A 650-nucleotide genomic window follows, 5' to 3' on the forward strand; every position below is an offset into this window, starting at 1 on the left:
TGGGACGGCGTGTCTATCGCTTCGACGACCTCAGGACCCTGCTTGCCCGGGCCAGCCCGGCGCGCTCCGGCGACAGCCTGGCCGGCGTTGCCGCCGACAGCGACGAAGAGCGCATGGCCGCCCGCATGGCCCTGGCCGACCTGCCGCTGTCGGCCTTCCTCAATGAAGCCCTGGTGCCGTATGAACAGGACGAGGTAACCCGCCTGATCATCGACAGCCATGATGCCGCCGCCTTCGCGCCCTTGGCGCACCTGACCGTGGGCGGCCTGCGCGAATGGCTGCTCGACGACGCCACCGGCAGCGCCGCGCTGGCCGGTGCCGCGCCCGGCATCACGCCCGAAATGGCCGCCGCCGTCAGCAAGCTCATGCGCAACCAGGACCTGGTGCTGGCCGCCCGCAAATGCCATGTCGTGACCCGCTTTCGCAATACCATCGGGCTGCCGGGCAACCTGGCGGTGCGGCTGCAGCCCAACCATCCGACCGACGATGTCGCCGGCATTGCCGCCAGCATGCTCGACGGCCTGCTGTACGGCGCCGGCGATGCGGTGGTAGGCATCAATCCCGCCAGCGACTCGCTGCAGGCGCTGCTGCCGCTGTGGCGCATGCTCGACGAGGTGCGCACCCGCTTCGACATCCCGATGCAGGGCTGC

1 protein-coding gene is annotated in these 650 nt (G+C 70.3%); it reads left to right on the forward strand.

The annotated features are described in order from the left end of the window. On the forward strand, positions 1 to 650 hold a 650-nt coding region (eutB, locus tag JK635_RS28300), incomplete at both ends, for an ethanolamine ammonia-lyase subunit EutB (RefSeq protein ID WP_202653519.1).

The sequence above is a fragment of the Neobacillus paridis genome, assembly GCF_016765675.1.
GTDB lineage: Bacteria > Bacillota > Bacilli > Bacillales > Cytobacillaceae > Neobacillus > Neobacillus paridis.